Annotated in this window: 27 protein-coding genes; 16 read left to right on the forward strand and 11 right to left on the reverse strand. The window is 69.1% G+C overall.

Features of this window, described 5'->3' with window-relative positions; genetic code table 11:
* Positions 1–61: 61 nt before the first annotated feature.
* Together CCS38_RS03435 and CCS38_RS03440 are read right to left on the reverse strand one after the other, a co-directional pair.
* A complete protein-coding gene (locus tag CCS38_RS03435) occupies positions 62–1,612 on the reverse strand; it encodes an FAD-binding oxidoreductase (RefSeq protein ID WP_223731682.1) in 1,551 nt (516 codons plus the stop codon).
* Between the two features lie 230 nt (positions 1,613–1,842).
* A complete protein-coding gene (locus CCS38_RS03440; protein WP_263301655.1) occupies positions 1,843–2,043 on the reverse strand; it encodes a hypothetical protein in 201 nt (66 codons plus the stop codon).
* Positions 2,044–2,182: 139 nt separating this feature from the next.
* Here CCS38_RS03440 and CCS38_RS03445 point away from each other — a divergent pair, with 139 nt between their 5' ends.
* Both CCS38_RS03445 and CCS38_RS03450 read left to right on the forward strand, forming a co-directional pair.
* On the forward strand, positions 2,183–3,040 hold the full coding sequence (locus tag CCS38_RS03445; protein ID WP_223731683.1) for an SCO4651 family lipoprotein: 858 nt from the start codon (positions 2,183–2,185) through the stop codon (positions 3,038–3,040).
* Positions 3,041–3,234: 194 nt separating this feature from the next.
* Positions 3,235–3,426, forward strand: coding sequence for a hypothetical protein (locus CCS38_RS03450; protein ID WP_223731684.1), 192 nt, complete (start codon positions 3,235–3,237; stop codon positions 3,424–3,426).
* A 122-nt stretch (positions 3,427–3,548) separates the two neighbouring features.
* Here the strand turns inward: CCS38_RS03450 and CCS38_RS03455 are convergent, their stop codons facing one another.
* A complete protein-coding gene (locus tag CCS38_RS03455; RefSeq protein WP_223731685.1) occupies positions 3,549–3,950 on the reverse strand; it encodes a metal-sensitive transcriptional regulator in 402 nt (133 codons plus the stop codon).
* A gap of 219 nt (positions 3,951–4,169) precedes the next feature.
* On the opposite strand from CCS38_RS03455, the gene CCS38_RS03460 reads away from it, so the two are divergent.
* Both CCS38_RS03460 and CCS38_RS03465 read left to right on the forward strand, forming a co-directional pair.
* Positions 4,170–4,790 (forward strand): DUF47 domain-containing protein, encoded by a 621-nt coding sequence (locus CCS38_RS03460; RefSeq protein WP_030267458.1) that lies wholly within the window; start codon positions 4,170–4,172, stop codon positions 4,788–4,790.
* Between the two features lie 9 nt (positions 4,791–4,799).
* A complete protein-coding gene (locus CCS38_RS03465; protein ID WP_223731686.1) occupies positions 4,800–5,798 on the forward strand; it encodes an inorganic phosphate transporter in 999 nt (332 codons plus the stop codon).
* Between the two features lie 261 nt (positions 5,799–6,059).
* Here the strand turns inward: CCS38_RS03465 and pstB are convergent, their stop codons facing one another.
* The 4 genes from pstB to pstS form a co-directional block, all read right to left on the reverse strand.
* Positions 6,060–6,839, reverse strand: a complete 780-nt coding sequence (pstB, locus tag CCS38_RS03470; RefSeq protein WP_223731687.1) for a phosphate ABC transporter ATP-binding protein PstB — start codon at positions 6,837–6,839, stop codon at positions 6,060–6,062.
* A gap of 32 nt (positions 6,840–6,871) precedes the next feature.
* Positions 6,872–7,954 carry a phosphate ABC transporter permease PstA gene (pstA, locus tag CCS38_RS03475; protein ID WP_223731688.1) on the reverse strand — a complete coding sequence of 361 codons (1,083 nt, stop codon included), beginning with the start codon at positions 7,952–7,954 and terminating at the stop codon, positions 6,872–6,874.
* Positions 7,951–8,946 (reverse strand): phosphate ABC transporter permease subunit PstC, encoded by a 996-nt coding sequence (pstC, locus tag CCS38_RS03480; protein WP_223731689.1) that lies wholly within the window; start codon positions 8,944–8,946, stop codon positions 7,951–7,953. Before pstC ends, pstA begins: the two co-directional genes overlap by 4 nt.
* A gap of 94 nt (positions 8,947–9,040) precedes the next feature.
* Positions 9,041–10,162 carry a phosphate ABC transporter substrate-binding protein PstS gene (gene pstS / locus CCS38_RS03485; RefSeq protein ID WP_223731690.1) on the reverse strand — a complete coding sequence of 374 codons (1,122 nt, stop codon included), beginning with the start codon at positions 10,160–10,162 and terminating at the stop codon, positions 9,041–9,043.
* A 400-nt stretch (positions 10,163–10,562) separates the two neighbouring features.
* Between pstS and CCS38_RS03490 the strand changes: the two genes are divergently transcribed.
* Positions 10,563–11,615 (forward strand): C40 family peptidase, encoded by a 1,053-nt coding sequence (locus CCS38_RS03490; protein WP_223731691.1) that lies wholly within the window; start codon positions 10,563–10,565, stop codon positions 11,613–11,615.
* A gap of 347 nt (positions 11,616–11,962) precedes the next feature.
* Positions 11,963–13,399, forward strand: coding sequence for a PP2C family protein-serine/threonine phosphatase (locus CCS38_RS03495; protein WP_223731692.1), 1,437 nt, complete (start codon positions 11,963–11,965; stop codon positions 13,397–13,399).
* A gap of 77 nt (positions 13,400–13,476) precedes the next feature.
* On the opposite strand, the gene CCS38_RS03500 is transcribed toward CCS38_RS03495, so the two are convergent.
* The 3 genes from CCS38_RS03500 to CCS38_RS03510 form a co-directional block, all read right to left on the reverse strand.
* Positions 13,477–13,821: a DUF2516 family protein gene (locus tag CCS38_RS03500; protein WP_223731693.1), complete on the reverse strand. Its 345-nt coding sequence runs from the start codon at positions 13,819–13,821 to the stop codon at positions 13,477–13,479.
* 116 nt (positions 13,822–13,937) lie between these two features.
* A complete protein-coding gene (locus tag CCS38_RS03505) occupies positions 13,938–14,567 on the reverse strand; it encodes a hypothetical protein (RefSeq protein ID WP_223731694.1) in 630 nt (209 codons plus the stop codon).
* Positions 14,568–14,595: 28 nt separating this feature from the next.
* Positions 14,596–15,117, reverse strand: a complete 522-nt coding sequence (locus CCS38_RS03510; protein ID WP_223731695.1) for a helix-turn-helix domain-containing protein — start codon at positions 15,115–15,117, stop codon at positions 14,596–14,598.
* 772 nt (positions 15,118–15,889) lie between these two features.
* On the opposite strand from CCS38_RS03510, the gene CCS38_RS03515 reads away from it, so the two are divergent.
* From CCS38_RS03515 to CCS38_RS03540, 6 genes are all read left to right on the forward strand, one after another.
* Positions 15,890–16,189, forward strand: a complete 300-nt coding sequence (locus CCS38_RS03515) for a WXG100 family type VII secretion target (protein ID WP_223731696.1) — start codon at positions 15,890–15,892, stop codon at positions 16,187–16,189.
* The gene (locus CCS38_RS03520; RefSeq protein WP_223731697.1) at positions 16,186–17,538 is read left to right on the forward strand and encodes an AAA family ATPase; all 1,353 of its coding nucleotides are present in this window, start codon (positions 16,186–16,188) and stop codon (positions 17,536–17,538) included. The genes CCS38_RS03515 and CCS38_RS03520 overlap by 4 nt, the downstream gene beginning before the upstream one ends.
* Positions 17,539–17,597: 59 nt before the next feature.
* The gene (locus tag CCS38_RS03525) at positions 17,598–18,011 is read left to right on the forward strand and encodes a hypothetical protein (protein ID WP_223731698.1); all 414 of its coding nucleotides are present in this window, start codon (positions 17,598–17,600) and stop codon (positions 18,009–18,011) included.
* The gene (locus CCS38_RS03530; RefSeq protein WP_223731699.1) at positions 17,998–18,630 is read left to right on the forward strand and encodes a hypothetical protein; all 633 of its coding nucleotides are present in this window, start codon (positions 17,998–18,000) and stop codon (positions 18,628–18,630) included. The genes CCS38_RS03525 and CCS38_RS03530 overlap by 14 nt, the downstream gene beginning before the upstream one ends.
* A 37-nt stretch (positions 18,631–18,667) precedes the next feature.
* Positions 18,668–19,306: a hypothetical protein gene (locus CCS38_RS03535; RefSeq protein WP_223731700.1), complete on the forward strand. Its 639-nt coding sequence runs from the start codon at positions 18,668–18,670 to the stop codon at positions 19,304–19,306.
* Between the two features lie 120 nt (positions 19,307–19,426).
* Positions 19,427–19,801 (forward strand): VOC family protein, encoded by a 375-nt coding sequence (locus tag CCS38_RS03540; RefSeq protein ID WP_223731701.1) that lies wholly within the window; start codon positions 19,427–19,429, stop codon positions 19,799–19,801.
* A gap of 9 nt (positions 19,802–19,810) precedes the next feature.
* Here the strand turns inward: CCS38_RS03540 and CCS38_RS03545 are convergent, their stop codons facing one another.
* Positions 19,811–20,428, reverse strand: a complete 618-nt coding sequence (locus CCS38_RS03545; protein ID WP_263301640.1) for a TIM barrel protein — start codon at positions 20,426–20,428, stop codon at positions 19,811–19,813.
* Between CCS38_RS03545 and CCS38_RS03550 the strand changes: the two genes are divergently transcribed.
* The 4 genes from CCS38_RS03550 to CCS38_RS03565 all read left to right on the forward strand — a co-directional run.
* Positions 20,427–21,164 carry an MFS transporter gene (locus CCS38_RS03550; protein WP_223731703.1) on the forward strand — a complete coding sequence of 246 codons (738 nt, stop codon included), beginning with the start codon at positions 20,427–20,429 and terminating at the stop codon, positions 21,162–21,164. The two genes, CCS38_RS03545 and CCS38_RS03550, sit on opposite strands and share 2 nt — an antisense overlap.
* 61 nt (positions 21,165–21,225) lie before the next feature.
* Positions 21,226–21,837, forward strand: coding sequence for a helix-turn-helix transcriptional regulator (locus tag CCS38_RS35635; RefSeq protein ID WP_223731704.1), 612 nt, complete (start codon positions 21,226–21,228; stop codon positions 21,835–21,837).
* Between the two features lie 10 nt (positions 21,838–21,847).
* Complete coding sequence (locus tag CCS38_RS03560; protein WP_223731705.1) at positions 21,848–22,264, forward strand: VOC family protein; 417 nt, start codon at positions 21,848–21,850, stop codon at positions 22,262–22,264.
* A 53-nt stretch (positions 22,265–22,317) separates the two neighbouring features.
* Positions 22,318–23,964: excinuclease ABC subunit UvrA (locus CCS38_RS03565; protein WP_504740342.1), on the forward strand; the 1,647-nt coding region annotated here is incomplete at its 3' end.

A 23,964-nucleotide genomic window follows, 5' to 3' on the forward strand; every position in this document is an offset into this window, starting at 1 on the left:
ACACATAGCGGCCCCGCCCGGGCTCCGGGCGGGGCCGACGTGTCTTCCGGGCGCCGGCCGCCTACAGGGCCTGCGGGAAGGTCCGGAACAGGTGCTGCGGGTCGTATGCCTGCTTCACCTTCGTGAGGCGGTCGGCGGCCGCTCCGTAGTACGCCTGCTTCCAGTCCTTCAGGGCCGGGTCGGCGTAGTTCTGGTAGGCGGCGCCGGAGGCGTACCGGCGCATCGCGGTGTGCATCCCGCCCAGCCAGGCGTTCTGGGCCTTCCCCGTGCCGCTCGGCGCCCAGGAGGCGAGGTACTGCGCGAGGAACCGCGAGCGGCGGTGCACGAAGGCGGTGGCGGTCGGTCGCACGCGGTTGATCGCGCCACCCAGGGCGGTGAAGGCGACGTTGCCGTTGACGCCGTTGCGGCCCGCCCGCTCGACCTGGTCGATGACCGTACGGATGCCCGCCGCGCTCAGTGAGCGGTCGAAGAAATCCGAGCGGGCCGCGTAGGTCTCCCGGCCCAGCTGCCCGGACGGGGTGCGCCCGGGGACGCTGCCCGGCTGGTGGCACTGGGCCGTGGTCTTCGTCGAGCAGCCCGCGTACGCCTCCATGGCGTCCAGGTACGGCTTGGGCCTGAGCGAGACCGAGGAAGCCGGGCCGGGGCCGCCCGCGCGGTCGGCGAGCTTGTCGACGGCGTTCTGGAGGTCGCGGTACGAGCCGAGGGAGAAGGCCGCGACGGAGATCGTGGGGGTGGAGCCGGGGCGTGCGTCCAGATGGCAGCTGGACCAGATCTCGTCGGCCTGCGCCGGGCCCCACTCCTGCCAGGAGCGCAGCACGGCAGCCGCCTTGGACCACGGCCAGGTCATGTACGCCATGACCGCCTTCGGCGCCTTGTGCGTACGGAAGCGCAGCTCGGTGACCACGCCGAAGTTGCCGTTGCCCGCGCCGCGCAGCGCCCAAAAAAGGTCGGCGTGCTCCTTCGCGTCGCAGTGCAGGGTCTTGCCGTCGGCCGTGACGAGAGTCGCGCCGACGAGGCTGTCGCAGGTCAGGCCGTAGGCGCGGGAGACGACGCCATGGCCGCCGCCGAGGGTCAGGCCCGAGATGCCGACGGTCGGGCAGGAGCCGCCGGGGACCGTCACGCCGTGCTTGCCCAGACCCTCGTAGACGTCGATCAGCTTGGCGCCGGCGCCGATGCGGGTGGTGCCGCCGGACGGCGCGGAGACCTTGGAGAGCGCGGAGACGTCGACGATCAGGCGGTTGTCGCCGCTGGACCAGCCCGCGTAGGAGTGGCCGCCGTTGCGGATGGCGACGGGCGTGCCGTGGCGGCGGGCGAAGGCCAGGCACTCGGCTATGTCCGCGGCGTGCTTCACGTACGCCACGGCCGCCGGCTTCAGCGTGTCGTAACGGGTGTTGTCAAGGCGGCGCGCGGTGGCGTACGCGGCGTCGCCCGGCCGGATCAGCTGCCCGTCCAGGCCCGTGCGGAGCGCGTCCCAGGAGGTCTTCGAGGCCGCGGCCCCCGTAGCCGCGCGGGCGCCGGCCGCGTGGCCCGCTCCTGTACCGCCTGTCAGCGCCCAGGCCGCCGTGGTCGCGGCGAGCCCGCCGCCCGCCTGCAGAAGTGTGCGCCGCCTCACGGCCGCCCCCTTGCCGAATCGCGCCAGAGGCGCTGTGCCGTTGCCTTCCTCCAGCCAGATGCGGAAGTGGGGCAGCGGGTTCCACCGGGAACGGGGCGCGGGGAGTGAACAGGGGGACTGCGGGGGCGCACGAGGACCGGGCCCTAAAGGCCCGTGACCGGCTGCTGAAGGCCCGTGACGGGCCCCTGAAGGTCAGCGGTCCCTGAAGGCCGGCGACCGGCCTCTGAAGGTCAGTGACCGTTGCCCGCGTGCCGCTCCGCGTCCGTGCGGGCCTGGGAGCGGGCGCGGCGGGCCGGGCCCGACCAGCCGCAGCTGCACCGGGCGAGACAGAACGCCCCGCGCTCCATGGTCGTGGTGCGGTGCGCCCCGGAGGCACCGGTACCGGCGTCGGGGGCGGCGGTCTGCTGCGGGTCCTGGATCGCGTACGACACGTCTCCACGCTACTGCCGGTTGGACCAGACAGGCGTGACGGGGCACATGAACGGTCGTTGAACGAAATGGTTGCCCGATGCCGGTCGCGCCGTGCGGCGGTGGGACGGCGGCGCGACAGCGGCAGGGGGCTCGTGCGCGATGGTGGTGCAGGACAGACGGAGCGGCGGGGCCGTCGCCGCCGCCACGGCGGCGGGGCTGGCGCTGGGAGCCGGCCTGCTGACATCGGGGTGTACAACGGATGGCGCCGTCGCCGACGACACGCCCGCGGGATCAGCCCCCTCGGTGGCGCTCCGGCAGAGTGCTGAAACGCTCGTGCGCGGCGCCACCTCGCAGGTGCGGACGACCCTGGAGACCACGAGCGGCGGCACCCGCGTCGCCATCCGGGGCGCCGGTCACTACGACTACCGCCGCGGCACGGGCCGGCTGCGGCTGGTGCTGCCGGAGCCCGCCGGGCCGGACGGCCGGGTGCGCAAGCCGATCACGGAGATCTTCGCGCCCGGCGCGCTCTACATGAAGAACCGCGGCGCCGGGGTGCCCGCGGACAAGTGGGTGCGGGTGGACACCACGGCGCTGTCCGACGGCAATCTGGTCACGGGCGGCGCGACCGATCCGCTGGCCGCGGCCGAGCTGCTGCGCGGCACCCGGCGGGCGACGTACGAGGGTGAGGAGCTGCTGTACGGCGTGCGCGTGCGGCACTACCGCGGCACGGCCGACATCGGGGCGGCCGCCGGCGCCGCCTCGAAGGTCACCGAGCCCGCACTGACCGCGGCCGAGAAGGGCTTCACCACCGACGTGGTGCCGTTCGAGGCGTACCTCGACGAGGCGGGGCGGCTGCGCAAGCTGCAGTACCGGTTCTCCTTCGCCAACGGCTCGCCGCGCGGCACTGAGGTGACGTCCACGCTCTCCTACGCGGGCTTCGGGACGAAGGCGCCGGTCGAGCTGCCGCGGCGGGCGGACATCTACACGGGGCGCATCGCGGCGGCCGGCGGCGGATGAGGGGCGGGGCCGGGCGCCCCGGGCCTGCGGGTCTTCGACCGGCACATGCCCCCAGGGCTTGCCGAGCGGCGTAAATGGTCCATCCGTGCCATGCGCGGGGCGTGCACGCGTCCCTACCCTGGGCGGTAACCGCCAGAAGAGTGGCATGGGCCTCGAAGGAGGAGGTGTTGTACGTGGCGCCGCACCGCAGTCAGATGACTCAGGACCACGTGGCCCTCGTCGAAATCGACCTGGCTGGTGAGTTGATGATCGCGGCGGCGACCTCCCCGGAGGACCGCCTCAGCCCGGACCGTATCGACGAGGTGCTGGACGTGGACGCGGACCGTGACGCCAGAGAAGCCGCAGCGGGGGCGGAGCAGCGCTCCGCGACCGTCCAGCGGTTGTAGGGAGCGGTTTTCGGCCGCGGCTCTGGCGTGGGATACCTCACGCCTGATCACTCACCGCACGGCCAGTATCGGCAATCGGGGCCCGGACCCTGCCCCGCTCTCCGGTCGGCGGGCGGCGTATGTCACGTACGCAGCATGCGCTCGATGGCCTTGGTGGCCTCCTTGACCTTCTCGTCGATGGCCTCCGGCCCCTTCACGGCCGCGTCGGCGACGCAGTGCCGCAGATGTTCCTCGAGAAGCTGCAGGCCGAAGGACTGCAGGCCCTTCGTGCTGGCCGAGACCTGGGTGAGTATGTCGATGCAGTAGACGTCCTCCTCCAGCATCCGCTGGAGACCCCGGATCTGACCCTCGATGCGGCGCAGCCGCTTGATGTGAGCGTCCTTCTGCTTCGCGTACCCATGGATGCCCAGATCGTGGTCGGTCACGGCCTGGGGGTCGCCCTCGGGCACGCCCTGCGGCTCCGCGCCGTGGCAGGCCGTGGCGGCTGCGGTGGTGCCGTCGGCGTCGGCGTCCGTGGTCGTCATGGGCTTCTCCCCTGGTACATAGCCGGTCCATATACCCCTGGCGGGTATATGGTACAGAATTTCGCGCACGAGGGAGATACCTCGCACAGCGCGCGGGGCAGGTACCCCGTGCAGAGCATGCTGCCCGATGGGCGACACTGAGGTAATGCCGGTTAGCAGTGGCTGGATGATGCGCCTAGCATCATCTCGACCGAATCCGATGCACCCCGAGGATTTCACGTGCGCTTTCGTCTGACCCCCAGGGAGACGAGCTTCTACGACATGTTCGCCGCCTCCGCGGACAACATCGTCACGGGCTCCAAGCTCCTGATGGAACTGCTCGGGGCGGACGCCTCCGCGCGGGCAGAGATCGCCGAGAGGATGCGAGCGGCGGAGCACGCGGGGGACGACGCGACCCACGCGGTGTTCCACCAGTTGAACTCCTCGTTCATCACGCCGTTCGACCGCGAGGACATCTACAACCTCGCCTCGTCGCTCGACGACATCATGGACTTCATGGAGGAGGCCGTCGATCTGGTCGTCCTCTACAACGTGGAGGAACTGCCCAAGGGCGTCGACCAGCAGATCGAGGTACTGGCACGGGCGGCGGAGCTGACCGCCGAGGCCATGCCGAACCTGCGGACGATGTCCAACCTCACCGAGTACTGGATCGAGGTCAACCGCCTGGAGAACCAGGCCGACCAGATCCACCGCAAGCTGCTCGCCCACCTCTTCAACGGCAAGTACGACGCCATCGAGGTGCTGAAGCTCAAGCAGATCGTGGACATCCTCGAAGAGGCGGCCGACGCGTTCGAGCACGTGGCCAACACGGTCGAGACGATCGCCGTGAAGGAGTCCTGAGCCCCGGCTATGGACACCTTCGCGCTCGTCGTGACCATCGCGGTCGCGCTCGGATTCACGTACACCAATGGCTTTCACGACTCCGCGAACGCGATCGCGACCTCGGTCTCGACGCGCGCGCTGACGCCACGGGCCGCGCTCGCGATGGCGGCGGTGATGAACCTCGCCGGTGCCTTCCTGGGCAGCGGGGTCGCCAAGACCGTCAGTGAGGGCCTCATCGAGACGCCCAGCGGCAAGACGGGGATGATGATCCTCTTCGCCGCGCTGATCGGCGCCATCGCGTGGAACATGGTGACCTGGTACTTCGGTCTGCCGTCCTCCTCCTCGCACGCGCTGTTCGGCGGCATGGTGGGCGCGGCGCTCGCCGGGTCCTCGACCGTCTACTGGTCGGGCGTCTGGGAGAAGATCGTTCTCCCGATGTTCCTGTCGCCGCTGGTCGGCCTGATCGCCGGCTACTTCGTCATGGTCGCCATCCTGTGGATGTTCAAGGGCACCAACCCGCACAAGGCCAAGCGCGGCTTCCGTATCGCGCAGACGGTCTCGGCGGCGGGCATGGCGCTCGGCCACGGCCTCCAGGACGCCCAGAAGACGATGGGCATCGTGGTGATGGCGCTGGTCATCGGCGGTGTCGAGGGCCCGGGCGACCCGATCCCGATCTGGGTCAAGATCGCCTGTGCGGCGATGCTGTCGCTCGGTACGTACGCGGGTGGCTGGCGCATCATGCGCACCCTCGGCCGCAAGATCATCGAACTGGACCCGCCGCAGGGCTTCGCGGCCGAGGCGACCGGTGCGTCGATCATGTTCACCACCGCGTTCATGTTCCACGCGCCGATCTCCACGACCCATGTGATCACTTCGGCGATCATGGGCGTGGGCGCCACCAAGCGGGTCAGCGCGGTGCGCTGGGGCGTCGCGAAGAACATCATCCTGGGCTGGTTCATCACCATGCCGGCTGCTGCGGCGGTTGCCGCGGCGTCGTACTGGGTCGTGAACCTGGCCTTCGGCTAGTTCCGGCTGCCGGCCGGACCGCGCGGGGCTCCGCCCCGGACCCCGGTCCTCAATCGCCGGACGGGCTTGATTTTCGCCGCGCAGCGCTGCGAAGCCAAGCAAAGCGGTGGCGCGAAGCCAAGCAAAGCAGCGCCGCGAAGCCAAGCAAATGGGCCCGCCCCCATCCCTGGGGGCGGGCCCTTCGTCCTGTGGTGGCACCGCCATGCAGCACCGCAGGACGCTCGGTGGCGTCGGTTCGGCCGACCGTCGCGCGGGCGCGACTCAGCCGAAGCGGCCGGAGATGTAGTCCTCCGTGGCCTGGACCGACGGGTTGGAGAAGATGCGCTCGGTCTCGTCGATCTCGACGAGCTTGCCGGGCTCGCCGACGGCGGCCAGGTTGAAGAACGCCGTACGGTCCGAGACACGCGCGGCCTGCTGCATGTTGTGCGTGACGATGACGATCGTGAAGCGCTCCTTGAGGTCCCCGATCAGGTCCTCGATGGCGAGGGTGGAGATCGGGTCCAGCGCGGAGCAGGGCTCGTCCATCAGCAGGACCTGCGGCTCGACCGCGATCGCGCGGGCGATGCACAGACGCTGCTGCTGACCGCCGGAGAGGCCGGAGCCGGGCTTGTTCAGCCGGTCCTTGACCTCGTTCCAGAGGTTGGCGCCCTTGAGGGACTTCTCGACGACGTCGTTCAGCTCGGACTTCTTCTTCACGTCACCGTTCAGCCGCAGGCCCGCCGCCACGTTGTCGAAGATCGACATGGTGGGGAAGGGGTTGGGGCGCTGGAAGACCATGCCGACGGTGCGGCGGACGGCGACCGGGTCGACGCCCGAGGCGTAGAGGTTCTCGTCATCCAGCAGCACCTTGCCCTCGACGCGGCCACCGGGGGTGACCTCGTGCATGCGGTTCAGGGTGCGCAGGAAGGTGGACTTGCCGCAGCCGGAGGGGCCGATGAAGGCCGTCACCGAGCGGGGCTCGACGGTCATGGAGATGTCGTCGATGGCCTTGTGGCTGCCGTAGAAGGCGGAGAGGCCGCTGACGTCGATTCGCTTGGCCATGGGAATCACTGCTTCTTTCGTGCTCGCTGCGGTCAGCGGCCGGTCTTGGGGGCCTTCCAGCGGGCGATGCCGCGGGCCACCAGGTTGAGGATCATGACGAAGGCGATGAGGACGAGGGCCGCTGCCCAGGCGCGGTCGTAGCTCGCCTCGGAGCCCTGCTGCCACTGCTGGTACACGTACAGCGGCAGGGACTGCTGGGCGCCTTCGAAGGGGTTGTTGTTGATCGTCTTGGCGCCCCACACCAGGAGCAGTACCGGCGCGGTCTCGCCGGTGATGCGGGCGATCGCCAGCATGACGCCGGTCGTGATGCCGCCGATGGAGGTGGGGAGGACGACCTTGAGGATGGTGCGCCACTTCGGTACGCCGAGGGCGAGGGACGCCTCGCGCAGCTCGTTCGGTACCAGCTTGAGCATCTCCTCCGTGGAGCGCACCACGACCGGCATCATCAGGATGGCCAGCGCCATGGCGCCGGCGAAGCCGGAGGGGCCGAAGCCGAGGATCAGGATCCACACGGAGAGGACGAAGAGGCCGGCGACGATCGAGGGGATACCCGTCATGACGTCGACGAAGAAGGTGACGGCCTTGGCGAGCTTGCCGCGCCCGTACTCGACGAGGTAGATCGCGGTCAGCAGGCCGATCGGCGCGGCGATCAGGGTGGCGAGGCCCACCTGCTGCAGGGTGCCGGTGATCGCGTGGTTGATACCGCCGCCGACCATGGCGTCGGGCAGGGTGCCCATGGAGTGGGTGAGGAAGTACCCGTCCAGGACCTTCTGGCCGCGGGCGACGGTCTCCCAGATGAGCGAGGCCAGCGGGAGGACGGCGAGCAGGAAGGCGATCCAGACCAGGCTGGTGGCCAGCCGGTCCTTGGCCTGCCGGACGCCCTCGACCTTGGTGGCGATCGTGAACGTGCCGATGACGAAGAGCAGTGCGGCGATCAGGCCCCACTGGATCTTGCTGTCCAGGCCGGCGGCGATGCCGATACCGGCGCCCGCGGCGAGCGCGCCCAGCGCGAAGACCGGCGGGGACCAGCGCGGCAGCCGGGCCTGCTTCAGGGAGACGGGGGGCAGCGGCGCGCTGTCCGCGACCGGCCGCTTTTCCGTTGCGACGTTACTCATGCGTTGGCCCCCGAGTACTCCTTGCGGCGGGCGATGATCAGGCGGGCCGCGCCGTTGACGAGCAGGGTGATGACGAAGAGGACGAGGCCGGAGGCGATCAGCGCGTCCTGGCCGAAGGTGTCCGCCTCGCTGAACTTACTGGCGATGTTCTGGGCGAACGTGCCGCCGCCCGGGTTCAGCAGGCTGAGCCCGATGAGGAAGCTGGGGGAGAGGACCGTGGCGACGGCCATGGTCTCGCCGAGCGCGCGGCCCAGGCCCAGCATCGAGGCGCTGATGATGCCGGAGCGGCCGAAGGGCAGCACCGACATGCGGATGACCTCCCAGCGCGTGGCGCCGAGGGCCAGCGCGGCCTCCTCGTGCATCTTGGGCACCTGGAGGAAGACCTCGCGGCTGACGCTGGTGACGATCGGCAGGATCATGATCGCCAGCAGGATGCCGACGGTGAACAGCGAGCGCGCGGCGCCCTGGGAGTAGCTGAAGATCCCGGTCCAGCCGAGGTAGCTGTCCAGCCAGCTGTACAGGCCGGTCAGGTGCGGCACGAGGAAGAGCGCGCCCCACAGGCCGTAGATGATGCTGGGGACCGCGGCGAGCAGGTCGATGACGTAGCCCAGCGGCGTGGCCAGCTTGCGCGGCGCGTAGTGCGAGATGAAGAGGGCGATGCCGACCGCGACGGGGACCGCGATGATCATCGCGATGACCGAGCTGACGACGGTGCCGAAGGCGAGGACGGCGATGCCGAACTTGGGCTCGGCGCCGCTCGGGTCCCACTCGAAGGTGGTGAAGAAGTTCGCCTTGTCGCCCTGGATCGCCAGGACGGAGCGGTAGGTGAGGAAGGCCGCGATGGCGGCCATGATCACCAGGAGCGCGATGCCGGAGCCGCGCGAGAGACCGAGGAAGATCCGGTCACCGGGGCGTACGGCCTTGCCGCTGACCTCGGAGGGTGCGGCGGGCGCTGTGGGCGGGGGGTTCTGGGGTATCGCTGAGGTATCCATGGTTTCTCCGGTCTGCGGAGCCGGTGGGCTCCAGGCGGCGGTGCACCGGACGGGCGGCGGCCTGCGCATGGCGCGCCGGCCGCCGCCCGGTGGGTCAGGAGAGCGACGAGACGGTCTTGCGGACCTGCTCGGCAATCTCGGTGGGCAGCGGGGCGTAGCCCAGGTCCTTCAGTGCGGCCTGGCCGTCCTCGCTGGCCATGTAGGTCAGGAAGGACTTGGTCGCCGGCAGGGTCTCCTTCTTGTTGCCCTTGTCGCAGGCGATCTCGTAGGTCACCAGGGTGATCGGGTAAGCACCCTCGGCCTTGGTGTCGTATGCCAGCTCCATGGCGTGGTCGTTGCCCTTGCCGACCCGCTTGGCCTCGGCGATGGCCTTGGAAGCGTTGTCGACGTTGGCCTCGACCGGCTCCTTGGCGCCTGTGTCCAGCTTGACAGTGTTCACCTGGCTGGACTCGGCGTAGGAGAGCTCGAAGTAGGAGATCGCGCCGGCGGTCTGCTTGACCTGCGAGGACACGCCTGAGGAGCCGGAGGCGGCCTGGCCGCCCTTGCCCGCCCACGCCTTGTCGGGCTCGTACTTCCAGGACTTCGGCGCGGCGGCCTTGAAGTACTCGGTGAGGTTCTTGGTGGTGCCGGACTCGTCCGAGCGGTGGAACGCCTGGATCTTCAGGTCGGGCAGCTTGGCGCTGGGGTTGAGCTTCTTGATCGCCGGGTCGTTCCACTTGGTGATCTTCGAGTCGAAGATCTTGGCGAGGGTCTCGGCGTCCAGGACGAGGTCCTCGACACCCGGGACGTTGTAGCCGATGGCGACCGGGCCGCCGACCATCGGCAGGTTGATGCCCTGGCCGGTCTTGCAGAGCTGCTTCGACTTCTCGACCTCCTCCGGCTCGAGCGCCGAGTCGGAGCCCGCGAAGGCGGTCTGGCCCTGCAGGAAGGTGGTGATACCGGCACCGGAGCCCGTGGGCTGGTAGTTGATCTCGGTGTCCTTGCAGGCGCCGGAGTAGTTCTGCACCCAGACGTCCATGGCGTTCTTCTGTGCCGAGGAGCCCGAGGCGAGCAGCTTGCCCTTGCCGTCACACTTGATGTTCGCAGCCTTGGCGGACGAGGCGCTGGGGCCGCCCGTGGTGTCGTCCGAGCCGCACGCCGTGAGGGCCAGGGCTCCGGAGACGGCGAGAGCGCCAACGGCGAGGGCGCGAACCCGGGTCTTGCGCTGAAGCTTCACTGTCGAGAGTTCCTTCCTGGGGCCCGCCGTGGTCAGTGGCGTGCTGGGCCGTGAAATGAATCAGTTGAGGTATCCAGCTATGCGGTGCCGCGCCGCCTTCCGGGCATGACGCGCACTCGGTAAGGCCGAAATTAGGCAGATCAGGTGAAGCCGCCGAAGGAAGAGAGTGAACGCGGGGTGAACCTCGGCCGTCGGATGGGTGCGGCCGGAATCGCCCGGTGCGCCCCGGACCGGACGGTGATCTCCCGGAAGAAGTGATGCGTTGCCCTTCTGTATTACCGGCCGGTATGGCAGCATCCGCGGCTGAGGTCCGCTGCGGGGCGGGGGCGTCCGCGCCCGGACGACGCGTACGGCGAGTGACCGGAGGTGGCCCGTGAGGAGCCCGGTGGAACGGCGGCACGTGAACGTGAGGCGGGGCGCGGCGGTGGTCTGCGCGGCCGTGGTGCTGGGCGCGACGGGTGCCCTGGCGGGCCCGGCGCCGGCGGCGTACGCCGACCCGGCCCCCGCGAGCACGCGGGACCTGGAGGAGGTGCGCAAAAAGATCGACGGCCTGTACCACCGCGCCGAGCGGGCCACCGACGCGTACAACGCCGCAAAAGAGCAGGTCGAGCGCCAGCAGAAGGACATCGTGAAGCTGGCGAAGAATATCGTCAGTACGCAGCACAAACGCAAGGAATTGAAGCGCCGGGCCGGCTCGCTGGCCAGCGCGCAGTACCGCGGCGGCGGCCTGCCCGCCGAGGCGAAACTGATGCTCGACAAGGACCCGGAGGGATTTCTCGATCACGCCACGCTCGCCCGCAAGGGACAGCACGCGGTCCGCGGCGTACTGGGGCAACTGGCGCGCGCCGAGAGCGATCTGCAGCACTACGCCGAGGACGCCACCGAGCGCTGGGAGAAGCTGGAGAAAGAGCGCGAGAAGAAGGCCGCGGCGAAGAAGGACATCGAGCAGAAGATCGACGCCGCGGAGCGGATCGAGTCGCGTCTGAAGGCCGAGGAAAAGGCCCGGCTGAAGAAGCTGGAAGAGGACCGGGCCCGGCAGGCGCAGGCGAAATGGCTGGATTCCGGAATTCTGGCCGACATCGGCGGTACCGCGTCCGCGGCGGGCAAGAAGGCGATTTCCTACGCGACGGAGCAGATCGGCAAGGATTACGTGTGGGGAGCGGAAGGTCCGGACACCTTCGACTGTTCCGGACTCACGATGCGCGCCTGGGAATCGGCGGGCCATCCCATTCCGCGCACGTCACAGGAACAATGGCGGCAACTGCCGCACATCGACATCGAGGACATGCGCCCCGGCGATTTGATCATTTACCACGAGGACGCCAGCCATGTGGGGATGTACCTGGGCGACGGCGCGATCGTGCACGCCCCGCGGCCCGGCCGCCAAGTGACCCTCGCCGGGGCCGGATCGATGCGGATCCTGGGTGTCGTACGGCCGGACGCGAAGCGCTGACCCGACGTACCGTATTGCGCTGTGTGCGTGCTGTGTCCGTGCTCTCATTCCGGCATCGGGACGGGGAAAACACCGTCACCGTCCGGTTGCCGAGCGTGTGCCCGGGGTGATGTTCGTCATTCCGCATTTCTCCCCAGGACGGCCAAATCGCCGTCGTACCCCGGTTTATGGCCGGCCCTGCGTGCCGTCCGCCATTCCGTACGGGCCCGTACTGGCGCTAAGGTCGCCTTCCAGTGCCCGGTGGCGCACCGTTCCTAGGACCAAGGGGCGGCGCGGAACCGGGCACGGTGGTGCGCCGGTCGGTCACCGCCGCCGCACCCTCGGGGGGAGGGAAGGAACCAGAGGACATGCCCGTACCCGGACCGCGACAGCGCACGGCCGTGCTGCCACCGGCTGCAGGCCCGGCGAACGGCGCGCCCGAGTCCGCGCGCCCGGCGCAGGAGGAACCCGCTCCGGTGGACGCCGCTCCGGTGGACGCCGCGCCGGGGGCGCCCGCGCGCCCGCAGGACGGCGCGGACGCGCTCCCGGATCAGGCGTACCCGTCCGTTCCGGCCCTGCCGGGCACCGGCAGCCACGGGCTGACCCTCCTGGTGATCGGCGAGGACCCCACCAGCTCCGTACCGGAGATGTCCGACGGCCAGGGCCACAAGGTCAGGGTCCGCACCGCCCGCAACCTCACCGAGGCCCAGCGACTGCTCACCGACGACGTGCACTGCGTCCTGCTCGACCTGGCGGCCATGCCCGGCCGGGACACGCGGGAGGCCGGGGACCGGGAGAGCCGCCCCGAGGCCGACGGGACCGAGGCACCGGACGAGCTGGAGCCGCTGCGCGCGGTCCTGCGGCTCGCCCCGCGCCACGCCGTGCTCGCGCTGACCGCCGAGGCGGACGCGGAGCGCGGCGCCGAAGCCGTACGCGTCGGAGCGCAGGACTACCTCTCCCGTGAGCAGCTGGACGGCGCCGTGCTCAGCCGCGTCGTGCGCTACGCCGTGGAACGCAAGCGCGCCGACCTCGCGCAGCGCCAGCTCACCGAGTCCCGGCTGCGCGCCCAGGAGAACGCCCGGCTGGAGCGCGGGCTGCTGCCCACGCCGCTCCTCGAAGGCTCCGACCTGCGGTTCGCCGCCCGGTACCGCCCGGGGCGCAGCCGTGCGCTGCTCGGCGGCGACTTCTACGACACGGTCCGCACGCCCGACGGCACGGTCCACGCGATGATCGGCGACGTCTGCGGGCACGGCCCCGACGAGGCGGCCCTCGGCGTGGAACTCCGTATCGCCTGGCGCGCGTTGACCTTCGCCGGCCTGTGCGGTGACGAACTGCTCTCCACCCTCCAGCGGGTGCTGGAGAACGAGCGCGACAACGACGAGATCTTCGCGACGCTGTGCACGGTCGACATCGCGCCGGACGGGCGGAGCGCCGGGGTCTGCCTGGCGGGCCACCCGGCACCGCTGCTGGCCCGGGCCGGCAGCGCGCCGCGGCTGCTCCCGTACGAGAGCGGCGGCCCCGCGCTCGGCCTGCTGCCGCGCGCCCGCTGGCCGCGCCACCAGATCGAGCTGGGCGGCTCCTGGAGCCTGCTCATGTACACCGACGGCATGATCGAGGGCCGGGTCGGGGACGGCAATCAGCGCCTGGGCCAGGACGGGATGGTCGATCTCGTGGCCGCCCGGATGGCCGAGGGCCTGCGCGGCGAGGCACTCCTCGACGCCACCGTCACCGAGGTACGCGACCTCAACGGCGGCGAACTCACCGACGACCTCGCGGTCCTGCTACTGGACCGCGGGGGCGCGTAGGGCTGAGGGGGCCGGTACCGCCGGCAGGCCCCTGGGAGGGGGCAGCGGTCTGAAGGACCGGGGACCTGCCGGGGCGGTCAGCGGCCGCCGTTCCACGGGCCGTACGGGCCGTCGGAGCTGGAGCCGCCGCGGCGCGGGCCGCGGCCGCCGCCGGAGACCCGCTTGAGCGCGGGCCGGACGTCGACCATGTACACGATCGTCGCAATCAGACCGATGATCGGCAGGAACGACATGATCCCGAAGAGCACGTTGACCAGCGTCGCCAGGCCCAGAATGATCAGCCAGAACGGCTTGGTCTTCTTGTCCGCGGCGCGATAGGCGTCCTCGCGGCGGATGGCGGAGTCGACGAACGCGAACGCGCTGAACACCAGCATGGCGAGCGAAATCAGCCACAGCAGATTGTTGAATCCCTGGATCAGCATGCCGTTCCACCACCCGTTGACCGTCGGACTGTCTTTGTCACCGTACCGGTAGAACGGGCCGGGCACGTCGTACGTGCCCGGCCCGCTCTCCTGCCCCGCGGCTTTACCCCAGGGTCTTACTTCGCCGGCGGCGTGGTCTTCTTGGCCGTCGTCTTGCGGGCGGCCGGCGCCGGCTTCTTCGCCTGCTCGGACTTGGCCTCGGCCGCCCCGTCCTTGGCGGCGGCCGGCTTGGTCTCCCCGGCCTTGCTCTCCTCGGCCTTGGCCGGCTCGGACTTGGCCGCGCCGGACTTCGGCTCCTGCTCGGTCTCCGGCTCGATCGCGACCGCCAGCTCCTCGACCTCTTCCGCGACCTCGCCGCGCCAGGTCTGCACGGCGCCGCGGCCGCGCTCGGCGAGCTCGTCGTAGCCCTCGCGGACCTTGACGGCGTACTCAGCCGCGCGGCCCACGCCCTGCAGCGCGAGGTCCTGGGCCTGCTCGCGGATCTTCTTGAGGTCGGTGTCCAGGGAGCCCAGCAGCTCGTACAGCTTGTCCTGGGCCTCCTTCGCCTGCTTGGAGACGCGGTCCTGCACGGCCTTGGCGTCGGTGGTGCGGGCCTCCTCGAAGCGCTTGGGCGCCTCGGCGCGGAGGCGGTCCACCAGCGCCGGGACCTCCTTGAGCTTCTCGCCGGCGAGGTCGGCCGTGCCGGCCAGGGCGTACAGCGGGGTGGGGTCGGTCAGCGTCTTGCGGAGGTCGTCGGTGATGGCCATGGCGGTTCTTCCTCCTGGAATCGGTTGCTCAGGTGGCGTGCGGGTCGCCGTCGGCCTCTTGGGTGCCCTTTTTGCCCTTGCCCGTACTGCCCTTGCGCGTACTGCCTTTGCGCGTACTGCCGTGCTCGTCGCCGCTGCCGTGCTCGCCTTCCGGCGCGGTCCGGTCGAGGTCCAGACCCTCGGCGCGTGCGATGTCCGAGCTGTAGCCGTTCTCCTTGCGGAACGACTCGTAGATCTGCAGCAGCACCTGCTTCTGCTTCTCGTTCAGGGCGGGATCGGTCAGGATCGCGCTGTGCACTTCCAGCCCGTCCGGGTCCCGCCGCTCGTCGAGTATCCCCGCCTGTACATACAGGGTCTCGGCCGAGATCCGCAGGGCCTTCGCCAGCTGCTGCAGGATCTCCGCGCTCGGCTTGCGCAGACCGCGCTCGATCTGGCTGAGGTACGGGTTGGACACCCCGGCGGCATCGGCGAGCTGCCGGAGGCTGAGCTGCGCATTGCGCCGCTGCTCCCGCAGGAACTCCCCGAGATTGCCGACGTTGAGTGATGCCATACCTCGATCCTGCACGCCATCGCTAACTATTGCAAGCACCCGCTAGCAAAAGTGTTCCACGCCATGGCTGAGTCCGTGTGTGACTGCTCGGCTGTCGGCAGGGCCGGGCGCAGGTCGAGCCGATCGGGCAGTGCCCGCCGCCGGGAGGAGAGCACGCCGACCGCGGCCGCGAAGCCCAGGACCACTAGCAGGCGTGCCTCTTCCAGGCTCTCGGACTCACGATGCCGCCCCGTGCTCACCAAGAACTGCAGGTCGGAACGGTGTTGCTGAGCTCGACGCCACGAGAATCCGCGCATCGGGCTACCGCCCGGCACCGCTGCCTGCGCCAAGTCCCGTACTGCGCACGGGTCTGCGCTCTCCGCCGCTTTCCGCTGTTCGCCTAGTTGCCGTACAGCGGCGGGGCCACCCCGGCCCCAGGGCCAAGGTCCCGCCCCGGCGCCACCGAGACCGGAACGAGCAACCAGGCGATCTGCCGGCTAAGTCTGCGAATCACGTCGCATTGGAATTTCTTACTCGTATAGGTGTTTCTCAGGCTCGAACAACGGGCTATCGCTGATGATCGGATCGGCGTTTTCAGTTACGATCCCCCGGGGTCTCGCGTGCGCCGGGACGGATGGTGCGGGCGGCCCGCCTGCACCCCTCCGGCGGCGACATGACTCACGTATTGCCCGAAAGTGCCCTGGACGTCACCTTCCAGGAGGTTCAGGGCATGAACTGAAGATGCTCTGCGGCCTGCCAATCCAGCAGTAGACAGGCCACGGGAGGGGAGAGCGTGTCCGGTAGCGACCTCACGGTCGACTTTGAGTTCTTGAGCAATTGCGAACGTCAACTCGGCAAGTTGCGCTCGACGTTCAAGGACATTGAAAACCGTCGTGACGATATGGACGAACATTGGGGCTCCGGCGACATCGCGGACGCCATGGGTAATTTCGTCGACAACTGGGACGACTACCGCACCAGGCTGATCGAGGGCCTGGAATCGACCGGCAAGCTCGTCGCGAACACGAAGAAGTCATTCGAGGACTTGGACCGGGACCTCGCTAAGCGAGACAAGGGGAAGAAGGGCCAGTGAGTACTGCGGCATCCAAGCGTCGGCCCGTCGACTGGCAGCCGCTGTGCGAGACCGACCCCGTTCCCGGCGACCCGGAGGAGATCCGGGCAGAGGTCCGGCACATGGTCTCGGTCGCCGAAAAGCTGCGTAATCAGGCGCGAAACCTCAAGGCCATCTCGGACGAGGACACGCTCAAGGGGAAGTACGTCCAGCGTCTGCGCGAGGACTCCACCACTTTGGAGAAGCACATGCGGGAGGTGGCTTCCCGATACGAGCGGGTCCACGGCCACCTCACCACGTGGGCGAACGAACTGGAGGACTTTCAGACCCACGCCGACCGGGTCCTGCGCCAGGCCAAGGAGAAGCAGGCAGAGGCCGAACGGGAGAAGGCCCACGAAGCCGAGTCGGGCGAGGAGAAAAGGCCGAACCCGTCGGCGAGCGGCACCGATCACGACCCGGTGCAGACGTACAGAAATCAGCTGAACGAGATCACCGGGGACCGCGACGACCGGGCCAGGCACCACGCCGGCAAGATCAACGATGAGATCGAAGACGTCATCGAGGACTCGTGGTGGGACGACGTCAAAGGCTGGGCCCATGACAACGCGGACGGCATCAAGGCATGGATTGATGTGTTCGGCTGGGTGGCGACGGCATTGGGCTTCCTGGCACTGGCCATTCCCGTCCTGGGCTGGGTCATCTTGGGCATCGCAGTGCTCACGATCGGATTCAGACTCCTTCTGGTGGCATCCGGCGACGCCACCTGGACGGATGTCATCTTCGACGTCGTGGGCGCGCTGCTCGTGGTGGGTGGCCTCCGGACCGCCGCGAAGCTCGCCAGCGGCGTCAAGAGCACCGTGAATGCTGCTCAGGCTGCCCGGACCGCCAACCTGAGCAGGGGGCTCGCCGGCGTCAAGGGCACCATGGACGACTTGGGGCGCTTGATGGCCAAGACGGCAGAGGGGCCGGGGCGGCAGATTATCGGTGCGGCCCGTAATGGCATACGCAAGTCCATCTCCCAGAACGCTGGCCTGGTGGCCAAGGAACCGCTGCCGGTCAGCAAGCTGGCGACGCTGGGGCACCTCGGCGACAAGGAGATGGCCGGCATGGCGAAGTTGCTGCAGGCCAACAAGTCCGTCTTCCCGGAGGCCGCAGGAGCCGCCGCGGACAAGGCGTACACGTCCTACCAGGCGGGCCTCGGCGTTGCATGGGGCGGCATGGGGATGGACGTCATGGACAAGTCGCTGGGCAAGAGCGACCTGACAAGCTGGACCCACGAACACTGGGGGGGCGGCGAGAAGCCGTACAACGAGGGCTACTCCGACTGGAAAGACAACACACTGAAGCCCGCCGCCGACACCCACTGGTAACGAAGCGGATTCCCTGGGCGGGGCCCCGATGCCTCGCCCGCTCTCCCTGAGGGATAACTATGGACCTGAACTCTGCTCAACGCATCGCCGAGGCGGAAGCGGCCCGCACGGGACTCGGCACCGGCCCCAACCGTCGGCTCCGGCTGACCCTGATCATCGGAATGCCCCTGTTCCTGCCGGTGTTCGGGATCAGCTTCCTAGTGCCGAAGCCTCTGATGAACGACGTTATTCACGTCTATGAAGCCGTGATCATCGGTTGCCTCCTGCACTACGTCTGGATCTTCGCGAAGTACCCCCGGTACGACGACCGTCCGCCCTACCTCACCCGGGATCTCGTCATGGGCATCGGCTTCTACCTGCCCTCGCTGTTCTTCGGTTTCTGGCCGGGCATGATCGCCGCCCCGGCGTGGGCGCTCTTCGTGGGTATTACCTATTTCGTGGAAGCGATCAAGGAGCACCGTGACAATCGCTGAGCAGCGCCGGGCCCCGAGCGGCTTCAACCTGGTCCCGCCGCCCGGCTGGGACACCATTCCGCTGCGCCAGGGCACCGACGAGGCGATGGACCACATCATCCGCAAGGCCGTCGCACAGCTGCCCGTCGGCTTTCCCAAGGACGACATTCCGCAGGCCCGGATGAAGCTTGCCAAGGAGCTGAAGAAGGTCGTCCGCCGGGCCCGTTCCAAAGGAGGACTCACCCTCTACCTCCCCACCGAACGCCTCAACGGCATCGCTCTGCCTGTCTCGATCGTCGCCTCCGAACCAATCGAGATTCCGAGTGTCAGGCCCGGCAGCGGCCCGGAATCGGTCCTGCTCGCGCTTGCCTCCGTGACCCCCGGAGCCGAGACACAGGAGCTCGACCAGACCGCGTGCCTGCGCTCGGAACGAGAGGTACCCGCCAGTGCCTCTCAGGGCGTCGAGGTCGCGCACCGCCGGGTCGAGTACTTCGTGCCGGTCCCGGACAGTACCCCCGACAAATACCTCTCCTTCTCCTTCAGTGCTCTGATCGCGCCCGACTCGGATCCGGCCTTCACCGACGCCCTCGTAGAGCTGTTCGACGCTGTGATGGGCACGTTCCGCTGGAGCTATGCCTGAAGGCTTTCCCCCCGCGAGCCCGACGAAAGAGACCTTCATGCCCGACGGCACTCTGTGGAGCACCGACCTCGGCCCACTTCACATCGACACGGATGCCAACCCAGGACTCTGGGAATACTTCTACCTCCAGGTCGACAAGAAGACCTTCAAGAAGTGGCTGGACGTTTTCCTGATCGAACTGGCCGCCATCCACAACATCGAACTCACCCGCAAGCTGCGCAAGTTCCACAAGGAGTTCTACGAGCGGACGCTGGTGACGCTCCGGGACAAGCTCCAGGCTGACGAGGCGTTCATCTACCGCCCCGTCCCGCTCACGCACATGCCGCTGGTGATGCACGCCACCCGCTTCCAGTGCGAGGCCCCTGACGCGGCCTTCTGTGAGGGAATTGCCGCGCCCACGGTGCCGCACCCGGACATTCCCGAGTGGCAACAGCGAACCGGCAGCGTTGCTTTCGGCTCTCCGCACCTGGGCTCGGACGGGGTCCGGGTCACCCGCTCCTATCCCGCGGACAGCACCATCATGATGACCTCGGTGACGTACCACTGGCACACCCCGCCTGGCGTCCCCGACGTCTGCCTCCGCGGGCACCACGACGATCCGGAAGTGATCGCCGCGGCAATCGAGCCTCTGGACGACTTCGCGCGGACGCTCCGCCTTCCCGGGATGGCTCATTGACCGGCGCCGCCGGGACTGTGGTGCGCCACCCACGACATTGGCCTCGACGTCCGTTCGGCTCGCGAGCCCGGGCCGTTAAAAGGCTGGATGTCGGTGGTTGATGGTCGTAGGGTGCCGATCATGGCTTGTCGGATTTCCGAACTGATCATCCCTTGCCGGGATGTGCAACGGCTGGCGGCGTTCTGGTGCGAGGTGCTGGACTTCGTCGTGCTCGATGACGAGGACGACGGCGCGGTGGAGATCGGGCCGCGGGAAGGGTTCGGGGGACTGCAGCCGACTCTGGTCTTCGTCCCCGCCGACGAGCCCAAGACGGGCAAGCTGCGGATGCACTTCGACGTCAACGCCACCGACCGTGATCAGGACGCCGAGCTCGAACGCCTCCTGAAGCTCGGGGCGCGCCCGGCCGAGGTCGGCCAGAGTGGCGAGGAGCAGTGGCACGTTCTGGCCGACCCCGAGGGGAATGAATTCTGTCTCCTGCGGGCCCGCTTGAGCTGAAATCAGTTCTTACGTGCAGGTGAAGGCTGCCTGGAAGGCGTCGAGGGCTGCGTCGGGGTCCTGTTGGGCCCAGCCTTCCAGGGCCACGACGCCCGTGTAGCCGGCCTGGTGGAGGGCGCGGGCGATGGCCGGGTAGTGGATTTCGCCGGTGCCGGGTTCGCAGCGGCCGGGGACGTCCGCGACCTGGATCTCGCCGGTGTAGGGGAGCGCCTGGCGGGTCAGTTCGATGAGGTTTCCCTCGCCGATCTGGGCGTGGTACAGGTCCAGATTCATGCGCAGGTATGGGCTGTTGACGGCGCGTACTAGGGCGAGGGTGTCGGCGGCGCGGGCGAAAGGGGTGCCCGGGTGGTCGACGGCGAGGTTGAGGTTCTCCAGGGTGAAGACGCGGCCCGCTTCCTCGCCGAAGGCCGCGACGCGGCGGAGGGTGTCGGTGGCCGTCAGCCACATGGTGGATGTGACTGTCTCGGCCGGGTGGACCGGCAGTCCCTTGGCGTCCAGGCCAGTGCCGTGGAGGTTCAGCCGCGGGCAGTCCAGCTCGGCGACCACGTCCAGGGACTTGCGGGCCGTGGTGAGCAGGGCGTCGATGCCGTCGGGGTCGGTGAGGTTCCCCTCCAGGTAACCGGTCATGGAGGAGAAGCGGACGGCCCGTACCGGCGGGGGCTGGGCCGAGCTGGCCGTGCCGTGGGTACGCCGGGTGTTCCTCATCGGGCTCGGGCTCGCCGTCATCCAGCAGATCACCGGCATCAACACGATCATGTACTTCGCGCCGACCATCCTGCAGCAGACGGGACTCGGCTCGCAGGCCGCGCTCACCGCGACCATCGCCAACGGCGTCGTCGCCGTCCTCGCCTCCGCCTTCAGCCTCTATCTCATCGGCCGGGTCGGACGCCGCCCGCTGCTGATCACCGGGCAGCTCGGCATCGTCGCCTCGCTCATCGCCATCGGCGTGGCGTTCTCCTTCCACGCCGAGCCCGGCACCGGCGCGTCGACCCTGCGCAGCTACCTGATCCTGGCCCGCATGCTGGCCTTCCTCGTCTTCCAGCAGGCGGCCGTCTCGCCCGTCACCTGGGTCATGCTGTCCGAGATCTTCCCCATCAAGATCCGCGGACTCGGCATGGGCGCGGCGGTGCTGCTGCTCTGGCTCGTCAACGCGCTGGTCACCTTTACCTTCCCGATCCTGCTGGCCGGCGTCGGCGGCACCACCACGTTCCTCGTCTTCGCCGCGCTCAATGTCCTCGCCGCCGCGGCGGCCGCCAGGAAGATCCCCGAAACCCGTAACCGCTCCCTCGAACAGATCGAGGAACACTTCCGCACCGGGTCCTCCGGCCCTTCCGGCCCCTCCGCCTCTGCTCCGGCCGCCTGACCGGCAATGATCGTGGCAGCAGCCACGGCGGATGCCCGGTGGACCGTGGGATGCTGGGCGCGTGACGCTCTCGGATCTGGTTCAGCTCCGCCGGGCCCGTGACCTGATGGACCGCGCGTACGCGGAGCCGCTCGACGTTCCCGCGCTGGCGCGGGCGGCGCACATGTCGCCCGGCCACTTCTCCCGCAGCTTCCGCGCGGCCTTCGGGGAGACGCCGTACAGCTATCTGATGACCCGCAGGATCGAGCGCGCCAAGGCCCTGCTGCGGCGCGGCGACCTGTCGGTGACGGAGGTCTGCTTTGCGGTGGGGTGTACGTCGCTGGGGTCGTTCAGCTCGCGGTTCACCGAGCTTGTGGGCGAGAGCCCGAGTGCCTACCGGGCCCGGCCGCACGAGCAGGGCGCCGCCATCCCGGCCTGCGTCGCCAAGATCTTCACGCGCCCGGTCAGAAACGCGGAACGGGCGGGGCGCGCGGAACCGGTCAGGAACGCCGAACGGCCCGGGCGCGCGGACCCGGCCGGGAGCGCGGAACCGGCCGGGAACGGGAAAGCGGCCGGGAGCGCGGAACCGGTCGAGGGCAGGGAATCCGCCGGTGGCGCCGGTGACGCCGGTGATGCCCCCGGTGACGGAGAACCGGTCAGGAATGGAGAAGCCGGTCGCGCGCTCCGCCCGTAGCGTGAGCTCCATGGACATCAATCTTTCGCAGTGCTTCATCGCCGTCGACGACCACGACAAGGCGCTCGCCTTCTACCGGGACGTGCTCGGGCTCGAAGTCCGCAATGACGTCGGGTTCGAGGGGATGCGCTGGGTGACGGTCGGCTCGCCGTCGCAGCCCGGCGTCGAGATCGTGCTGGAACCGCCCGCCGCCGACCCGAACGCCTCGCCCGCCGACAAGCAGGCCATGGCGGAACTGCTGGCCAAGGGCATGCTGCGCGGCGTGATCTTCTCGACCGACGACGTCGACGCCACCTTCGAGCGCATCCAGGCATCGGGCGCCGAGGTGCTCCAGGAGCCGATGGACCAGCCGTACGGGGTCCGCGACTGCGCCTTCCGCGACCCCGCGGGCAACATGCTCCGCTTCAACCAGCCCCGCAGCAAGTAGCAGCAAGTAGCGCCAAGTAAGAGCCGGGCCTGGCAGAAGGGGACATGAGGAGCATGGCCAAGAGAACCGGCGCGCAGTCGCCCGCGCCGCACATCGCCGACAGCCACGATCTGATCCGTGTGCACGGCGCGCGCGAGAACAATCTCAAGGACGTCAGCATCGAGATCCCGAAGCGCCGGCTGACGGTCTTCACCGGCGTCTCCGGCTCGGGCAAGAGCTCGCTGGTGTTCGACACGATCGCCGCGGAATCGCAGCGGCTGATCAACGAGACGTACAGCGCCTTCCTGCAGGGATTCATGCCGACGCTCGCGCGGCCCGAGGTCGATGTGCTCGACGGGCTGACGACCGTGATCACCGTCGACCAGCAACGGCTGGGCACCGACCCGCGCTCCACGGTCGGCACCGCCACCGACGCCAACGCGATGCTGCGCATCCTCTTCAGCCGCCTCGGCAAGCCGTACATCGGCTCGCCCAAGGCGTTCGCCTTCAACGTCGCCTCGATCAGCGGCGCCGGCGCGGTCACCGTGGAGCGCGGCGCGCGGACCGTGAAGGAGCGGCGCAGCTTCCGCATCACCGGCGGGATGTGCCCGCGCTGCGAGGGCCGGGGCTCCGTCACCGACATCGACCTGACCGCGCTGTACGACGACAGCAAGTCGCTGAACGAGGGCGCGCTCACGATCCCCGGCTACAGCATGGACGGCTGGTACGGCCGCATCTTCACCGGCTGCGGCTTCTTCGACCCGGACAAGCCGATCCGCCGGTTCACGAAGAAGCAGCTGCACGACCTGCTGTACAAGGAACCGACCAAGATCAAGGTCGACGGCATCAACCTGACGTACGAGGGGCTGATCCCGAAGATCCAGAAGTCGATGCTCGCCAAGGACGTCGACTCGCTGCAGCCGCACGTCCGGGCGTTCGTGGAACGGGCGGTCACCTTCACCACCTGCCCTGATTGCGCGGGCACCCGGCTCAACGAGGGCGCCCGGTCCTCGAAGATCGAGGGCATCAGCATCGCCGACGCCTGCGCGATGGAGATCAGGGACCTGGCCGAATGGGTACGCGGACTCGCCGAGCCGTCGGTGGCGCCGCTGCTCACCGCGTTGCGGCAGAACCTCGACTCGTTCGTGGAGATCGGCCTCGGCTATCTCTCGCTCGACCGGCCGTCCGGCACCTTGTCGGGCGGTGAGGCGCAGCGCGTCAAGATGATCCGGCACCTCGGCTCGTCCCTGACCGACACCACGTACGTCTTCGACGAGCCGACCACGGGCCTGCACCCCCATGACATCCAGCGGATGAACGACCTGCTGCTGCGGCTGCGGGACAAGGGCAACACGGTACTGGTCGTGGAGCACAAGCCGGAGCTGATCGCGATCGCCGACCATGTCGTCGACCTCGGCCCCGGCGCCGGTTCGGGCGGCGGCAGCGTCTGCTTCGAGGGCACCGTCGAGGAGCTGCGGGCCGGCGGCACCGTCACCGGGCGGCACTTCGACGACCGGGTCGCGGTGAAGGAGACGGTGCGCAAGCCCAGTGGCGCGCTGGAGATCCGCGGCGCCTCGACGCACAACCTCCGGAACGTCGATGTCGCGCCCGCCGAGGCGGTACTCCAGTACGGCCGCGTCGAAGCGCTTCCCGTCGCACTCCTCGCAGGTCGCGGAGACACCGGCCATGATCGCCAAGTCCGTGTAGACGACACCCGCGCC

This window comes from Streptomyces purpurogeneiscleroticus (genome assembly GCF_020024005.1).
Lineage (GTDB): Bacteria > Actinomycetota > Actinomycetes > Streptomycetales > Streptomycetaceae > Streptomyces > Streptomyces purpurogeneiscleroticus.

Bases quoted from the DNA above. Each gene is read 5' to 3' on its own strand.
- CCS38_RS03525 (WP_223731698.1), top strand. From the start codon at position 17,598: ATGGACCTGAACTCTGCTCAACGCATCGCCGAGGCGGAAGCGGCCCGC.
- CCS38_RS03465 (WP_223731686.1), top strand. From the start codon at position 4,800: ATGGACACCTTCGCGCTCGTCGTGACCATCGCGGTCGCGCTCGGATTC.
- CCS38_RS03455 (WP_223731685.1), bottom strand. From the start codon at position 3,950: ATGACGACCACGGACGCCGACGCCGACGGCACCACCGCAGCCGCCACG.
- CCS38_RS03495 (WP_223731692.1), top strand. From the start codon at position 11,963: ATGCCCGTACCCGGACCGCGACAGCGCACGGCCGTGCTGCCACCGGCT.
- CCS38_RS03545 (WP_263301640.1), bottom strand. From the start codon at position 20,428: ATGACCGGTTACCTGGAGGGGAACCTCACCGACCCCGACGGCATCGAC.
- pstC (WP_223731689.1), bottom strand. From the start codon at position 8,946: ATGGATACCTCAGCGATACCCCAGAACCCCCCGCCCACAGCGCCCGCC.
- CCS38_RS03550 (WP_223731703.1), top strand. From the start codon at position 20,427: ATGGAGGAGAAGCGGACGGCCCGTACCGGCGGGGGCTGGGCCGAGCTG.
- CCS38_RS03500 (WP_223731693.1), bottom strand. From the start codon at position 13,821: ATGCTGATCCAGGGATTCAACAATCTGCTGTGGCTGATTTCGCTCGCC.
- CCS38_RS03445 (WP_223731683.1), top strand. From the start codon at position 2,183: ATGGTGGTGCAGGACAGACGGAGCGGCGGGGCCGTCGCCGCCGCCACG.
- CCS38_RS03560 (WP_223731705.1), top strand. From the start codon at position 21,848: ATGGACATCAATCTTTCGCAGTGCTTCATCGCCGTCGACGACCACGAC.
- CCS38_RS03510 (WP_223731695.1), bottom strand. From the start codon at position 15,117: ATGGCATCACTCAACGTCGGCAATCTCGGGGAGTTCCTGCGGGAGCAG.
- CCS38_RS03505 (WP_223731694.1), bottom strand. From the start codon at position 14,567: ATGGCCATCACCGACGACCTCCGCAAGACGCTGACCGACCCCACCCCG.
- CCS38_RS03535 (WP_223731700.1), top strand. From the start codon at position 18,668: ATGCCCGACGGCACTCTGTGGAGCACCGACCTCGGCCCACTTCACATC.
- pstB (WP_223731687.1), bottom strand. From the start codon at position 6,839: ATGGCCAAGCGAATCGACGTCAGCGGCCTCTCCGCCTTCTACGGCAGC.
- CCS38_RS03450 (WP_223731684.1), top strand. From the start codon at position 3,235: ATGACTCAGGACCACGTGGCCCTCGTCGAAATCGACCTGGCTGGTGAG.
- CCS38_RS03540 (WP_223731701.1), top strand. From the start codon at position 19,427: ATGGCTTGTCGGATTTCCGAACTGATCATCCCTTGCCGGGATGTGCAA.
- pstA (WP_223731688.1), bottom strand. From the start codon at position 7,954: ATGAGTAACGTCGCAACGGAAAAGCGGCCGGTCGCGGACAGCGCGCCG.